3 rRNA genes are annotated in these 5,385 nt (G+C 56.4%); all 3 read right to left on the bottom strand.

Annotated elements, in window-relative coordinates:
* Positions 1–3 precede the first annotated feature (3 nt).
* Positions 4–118 (bottom strand): 5S ribosomal RNA (rrf, locus tag AU072_RS23120).
* Positions 119–219: 101 nt separating this feature from the next.
* A 23S ribosomal RNA gene (locus AU072_RS23125) occupies positions 220–3,353 on the bottom strand.
* Between the two features lie 360 nt (positions 3,354–3,713).
* Positions 3,714–5,236, bottom strand: a 16S ribosomal RNA gene (locus tag AU072_RS23130).
* The 16S, 23S and 5S rRNA genes sit together here, the layout of an rRNA operon.
* Between the last annotated feature and the right edge of the window lie 149 nt (positions 5,237–5,385).

Genomic DNA, 5,385 nt, shown 5'->3' on the forward strand with positions numbered 1-5,385 from the left:
TGTGTTCGGCGGTGTCCTACTTTTCCGCCCGGGTTGGGCAGTATCATTGGCGCTGGCAGGCTTAGCTTCCGGGTTCGGGATGGGTCCGGGCGTTTCCCTGCCGCTATTGACCGCCGTAACTTTATTCACTTTTTAGGGTGTCCCATGTTGGTTGGGAAGGGTGTTTTGGTGGTGGGGTGTGTTTGCGTGGTTGGTACGCGTGGTGTGGTTGCGAGCGTTGTGTGTAAGTTTTCGGCCGGTTAGTGCCAGTTCCCTGAACCCATTGCTGGGCGTGTAGGTCTGGTCTATCGATCCCGTGGTCTGCGGGGGGCCTTATCCCACTTGTATGGGTGAGAAGCCTGGTCTTGGAGGGGGTTTCCCGCTTAGATGCTTTCAGCGGTTATCCTGTCCGAACGTGGCTATCCAGCGGTGCCCCTGGTGGGACAACTGGTGTACCAGAGGTTCGTCCGTCCCGGTCCTCTCGTACTAGGGACAGGTTTCCTCAAGCTTCTGACGCGCGCGGCGGATAGAGACCGAACTGTCTCACGACGTTCTAAACCCAGCTCGCGTGCCGCTTTAATGGGCGAACAGCCCAACCCTTGGGACCTGCTCCAGCCCCAGGATGCGACGAGCCGACATCGAGGTGCCAAACCATCCCGTCGATATGGACTCTTGGGGAAGATCAGCCTGTTATCCCCGGGGTACCTTTTATCCGTTGAGCGACACCCCTTCCACTCGGGGGTGCCGGATCACTAGTCCCGACTTTCGTCCCTGCTTGACATGTTCGTCTCGCAGTCAAGCTCCCTTGTGCACTTACACTCAACACCTGATTGCCGTCCAGGTTGAGGGAACCTTTGGGCGCCTCCGTTACTTTTTAGGAGGCAACCGCCCCAGTTAAACTACCCGCCAGGCACTGTCCCTGAACCGGATAGACGGTTCGAGGTTAGAGGCCCAATACGATCAGAGTGGTATTTCAACAACGACTCCACACAAACTGGCGTCTGTGTTTCACAGTCTCCCACCTATCCTACACAAACCGTATCGAGCACCAATACCAAGTTGTAGTGAAGGTCCCGGGGTCTTTTCGTCCTGCCGCGCGTAACGAGCATCTTTACTCGTAATGCAATTTCGCCGAGTCTATGGTTGAGACAGCTGAGAAGTCGTTACGCCATTCGTGCAGGTCGGAACTTACCCGACAAGGAATTTCGCTACCTTAGGATGGTTATAGTTACCACCGCCGTTTACTGGGGCTTAAATTCTCCGCTTCACCCCCGAAGGGGTTAACGGGTCCTCTTAACCTTCCAGCACCGGGCAGGCGTCAGTCCGTATACCTCGTCTTGCGACTTCGCACGGACCTGTGTTTTTAGTAAACAGTCGCTTCTCACTGGTTTGTGCCACCCCCTCCCGCTGCCCACCGCGAAGGTGTTGACGGTGTGGGGGTCCCCCTTCTCCCGAAGTTACGGGGGCATTTTGCCGAGTTCCTTAACCATAGTTCACTCGTACGCCTTGGTATTCTCTACCTGACCACCTGTGTTGGTTTGGGGTACGGGCCGTGTATGCGCTCGCTAGAGGCTTTTCTCGACAGCATAGGATCACCGAATTCGCCTCACTCGGCTATGCATCACCTCTCAGGCACATGAGTGACGGATTTGCCTATCACTCGCCCTACAGGTTTGCCCCAGTATTACCACTGACTGGTACGGCTACCTTCCTGCGTCACCCCATCGCTTGACTACTACCAACGAAGGTCCCGCGCAGCCCCACAACCCCCGCGACCCGAAGGTCTTGGGTGGTCATGGTTTTGGGCGGTTAGTACCGCTGATTCGTCAGGGACGCTCATACACGGGTACGGGAATATCAACCCGTTGTCCATCGACTACGCCTGTCGGCCTCGCCTTAGGTCCCGACTCACCCTGGGCGGACTGGCCTGGCCCAGGAACCCTTGGTCTTCCGGCGGGCAAGGTTCTCACTTGCCTTATCGCTACTCATGCCTGCATTCTCACTCCCACACCCTCCACCACTAGATCACTCTGTGGCTTCACCGGATGCAGGACGCTCCCCTACCCAACAACACCAAAAGTGTTGCTGCCGCGGCTTCGGCGGTGTGCTTGAGCCCCGCTACATTATCGGCGCACAATCACTTGACCAGTGAGCTATTACGCACTCTTTCAAGGGTGGCTGCTTCTAAGCCAACCTCCTGGTTGTCTTCGCGACTGCACATCCTTTTCCACTTAGCACACGCTTAGGGGCCTTAGCCGGCGATCTGGGCTGTTTCCCTCTCGACGCACGGAGCTTATCCCCCGCCGTCTCACTGCCGCACTACACCTTGCCGGCATTCGGAGTTTGGCTGACGTCAGTAACCTAGTAGGGCCCATCGGCCATCCAGTAGCTCTACCTCCAGCAAGAACCATGCGACGCTGCACCTAAATGCATTTCGGGGAGAACCAGCTATCACGGAGTTTGATTGGCCTTTCACCCCTACCCACAGCTCATCCCCTCAGTCTTCAACCTAAGTGGGTTCGGGCCTCCACGCGGTCTTACCCGCGCTTCACCCTGGCCATGGGTAGATCACTCCGCTTCGGGTCCAGAACACACCACTACACACGCCACTGTTGACGTGATACGCCCTATTCAGACTCGCTTTCGCTGCGGCTACCCCTCCCGGGTTAACCTCGCGACATGTCCCTGACTCGCAGGCTCATTCTTCAAAAGGCACGCCATCACCCCACAACAAAGTCGAGGGCTTTGACGGATTGTAGGCACACGGTTTCAGGTACTCTTTCACTCCCCTCCCGGGGTACTTTTCACCATTCCCTCACGGTACTGATCCGCTATCGGTCACTGAGAAGTATTCAGGCTTACCGGGTGGTCCCGGCAGATTCACAGCAGATTCCACGGGCCCGCTGCTACTCGGGGAAAACATTTCCCAGAAGCCGCTGAGGTTTTCGGTTACGGGGCTCTCACCCACTACGGCAGACCATCCCAGGCCACTTCACCTAACCCAACGGTTTATCACTTCTGCTCCTGACGGCGGCCAGAAGAAAGAAACGCCCCACAACACCGCACACACAACCCCCGCCGGGTATCACATGCACACGGTTTAGCCATCCTCCGCTTTCGCTCGCCACTACTCACGGAATCACTTTTGTTTTCTCTTCCTACGGGTACTGAGATGTTTCACTTCCCCGCGTTCCCCCCCAACGCCTATACATTCAGCGTTGGGTGACACGACATCACTCGTGCCGGGTTTCCCCATTCGGACATCCTCGGATCCACGCTCGGTTGACAGCTCCCCGAGGCATAACGCAGCCTCCCACGTCCTTCATCGGCTCCCAGTGCCAAGGCATCCACCATGCGCCCTTAAACACTTACACACAAAACAGATCAAAAAATATTCTCGGAAGAATAAAAAATTGCATTATCAACAACAGGACCCAAAGATCCCGCTGCGAGATGCTCGCAACCACTATCCACAAATCAAACACCACACCCCACCACCAAAGCAGGGCGACAACACGCTCTCCCACCACACACAGTGGCCAGGGAACAAACGGGCTTGTTGTCTCAAAGCCCAATAGTGTGTCTGGCAAAGTTTTTCATCACCGGCTCGATCACTCGAAACCCGTACCGGCGAAACGTTTGTTGTGCACCAAACCGGGCGCCACTACAGCGCACCAGCTCCTCACGGCTACAGACAAGACCCAGTGCCTTGCCTTTTACGTGGTGCTCCTTAGAAAGGAGGTGATCCAGCCGCACCTTCCGGTACGGCTACCTTGTTACGACTTCGTCCCAATCGCCGATCCCACCTTCGACGGCTCCCTCCCACAAGGGGTTAGGCCACCGGCTTCGGGTGTTACCGACTTTCATGACGTGACGGGCGGTGTGTACAAGGCCCGGGAACGTATTCACCGCAGCGTTGCTGATCTGCGATTACTAGCGACTCCGACTTCACGGGGTCGAGTTGCAGACCCCGATCCGAACTGAGACCGGCTTTGAAAGGATTCGCTCCACCTCACGGCATCGCAGCCCTTTGTACCGGCCATTGTAGCATGTGTGAAGCCCTGGACATAAGGGGCATGATGACTTGACGTCATCCCCACCTTCCTCCGAGTTGACCCCGGCAGTCTCTCACGAGTCCCCGCCATAACGCGCTGGCAACATGAGACAAGGGTTGCGCTCGTTGCGGGACTTAACCCAACATCTCACGACACGAGCTGACGACAGCCATGCACCACCTGCACACAGGCCACAAGGGAAACCACATCTCTGCAGTCGTCCTGTGCATGTCAAACCCAGGTAAGGTTCTTCGCGTTGCATCGAATTAATCCACATGCTCCGCCGCTTGTGCGGGCCCCCGTCAATTTCTTTGAGTTTTAGCCTTGCGGCCGTACTCCCCAGGCGGGGTACTTAATGCGTTAGCTACGGCACGGATCCCAAGGAAGGAAACCCACACCTAGTACCCACCGTTTACGGCGTGGACTACCAGGGTATCTAATCCTGTTCGCTCCCCACGCTTTCGCTCCTCAGCGTCAGTTACTGCCCAGAGACCCGCCTTCGCCACCGGTGTTCCTCCTGATATCTGCGCATTCCACCGCTACACCAGGAATTCCAGTCTCCCCTGCAGTACTCAAGTCTGCCCGTATCGCCCGCACGCCCACAGTTAAGCTGTGAGTTTTCACGGACGACGCGACACACCACCTACGAGCTCTTTACGCCCAGTAATTCCGGACAACGCTCGGACCCTACGTATTACCGCGGCTGCTGGCACGTAGTTGGCCGGTCCTTCTTCTATAGGTACCGTCACTTACGCTTCGTCCCTATTGAAAGAGGTTTACAACCCGAAGGCCGTCATCCCCCACGCGGCGTCGCTGCATCAGGCTTGCGCCCATTGTGCAATATTCCCCACTGCTGCCTCCCGTAGGAGTCTGGGCCGTATCTCAGTCCCAGTGTGGCCGGTCACCCTCTCAGGCCGGCTACCCGTCGTCGCCTTGGTAAGCCATAACCTCACCAACAAGCTGATAGGCCGCGGGCCCATCCCACACCGCAAAAGCTTTCCCCTCCCAGCCATGCGACCAAAAGGAAATATTCGGTATTAGACCCAGTTTCCCAGGCTTATCCCAAAGTGCAGGGCAGATCACCCACGTGTTACTCACCCGTTCGCCACTCGAGTACCCCCGAAAGGGCCTTTCCGTTCGACTTGCATGTGTTAAGCACGCCGCCAGCGTTCGTCCTGAGCCAGAATCAAACTCTCCAAACAAAAACGTTCAGAACAATCTGACCAAACAGACACCAAAAACTGGCATCAAAAAACACCACACCCACAAACGGGAAAACAGGGCATGGCAAAAAACAACAACAAACAAAAACCACCAAACACACTATTGAGTTCTCAAACAACACACCCGC

This window comes from Mycolicibacterium novocastrense, from assembly GCF_001499835.1.
In the GTDB taxonomy this organism is placed as follows: Bacteria; Actinomycetota; Actinomycetes; order Mycobacteriales; family Mycobacteriaceae; genus Mycobacterium; species Mycobacterium novocastrense.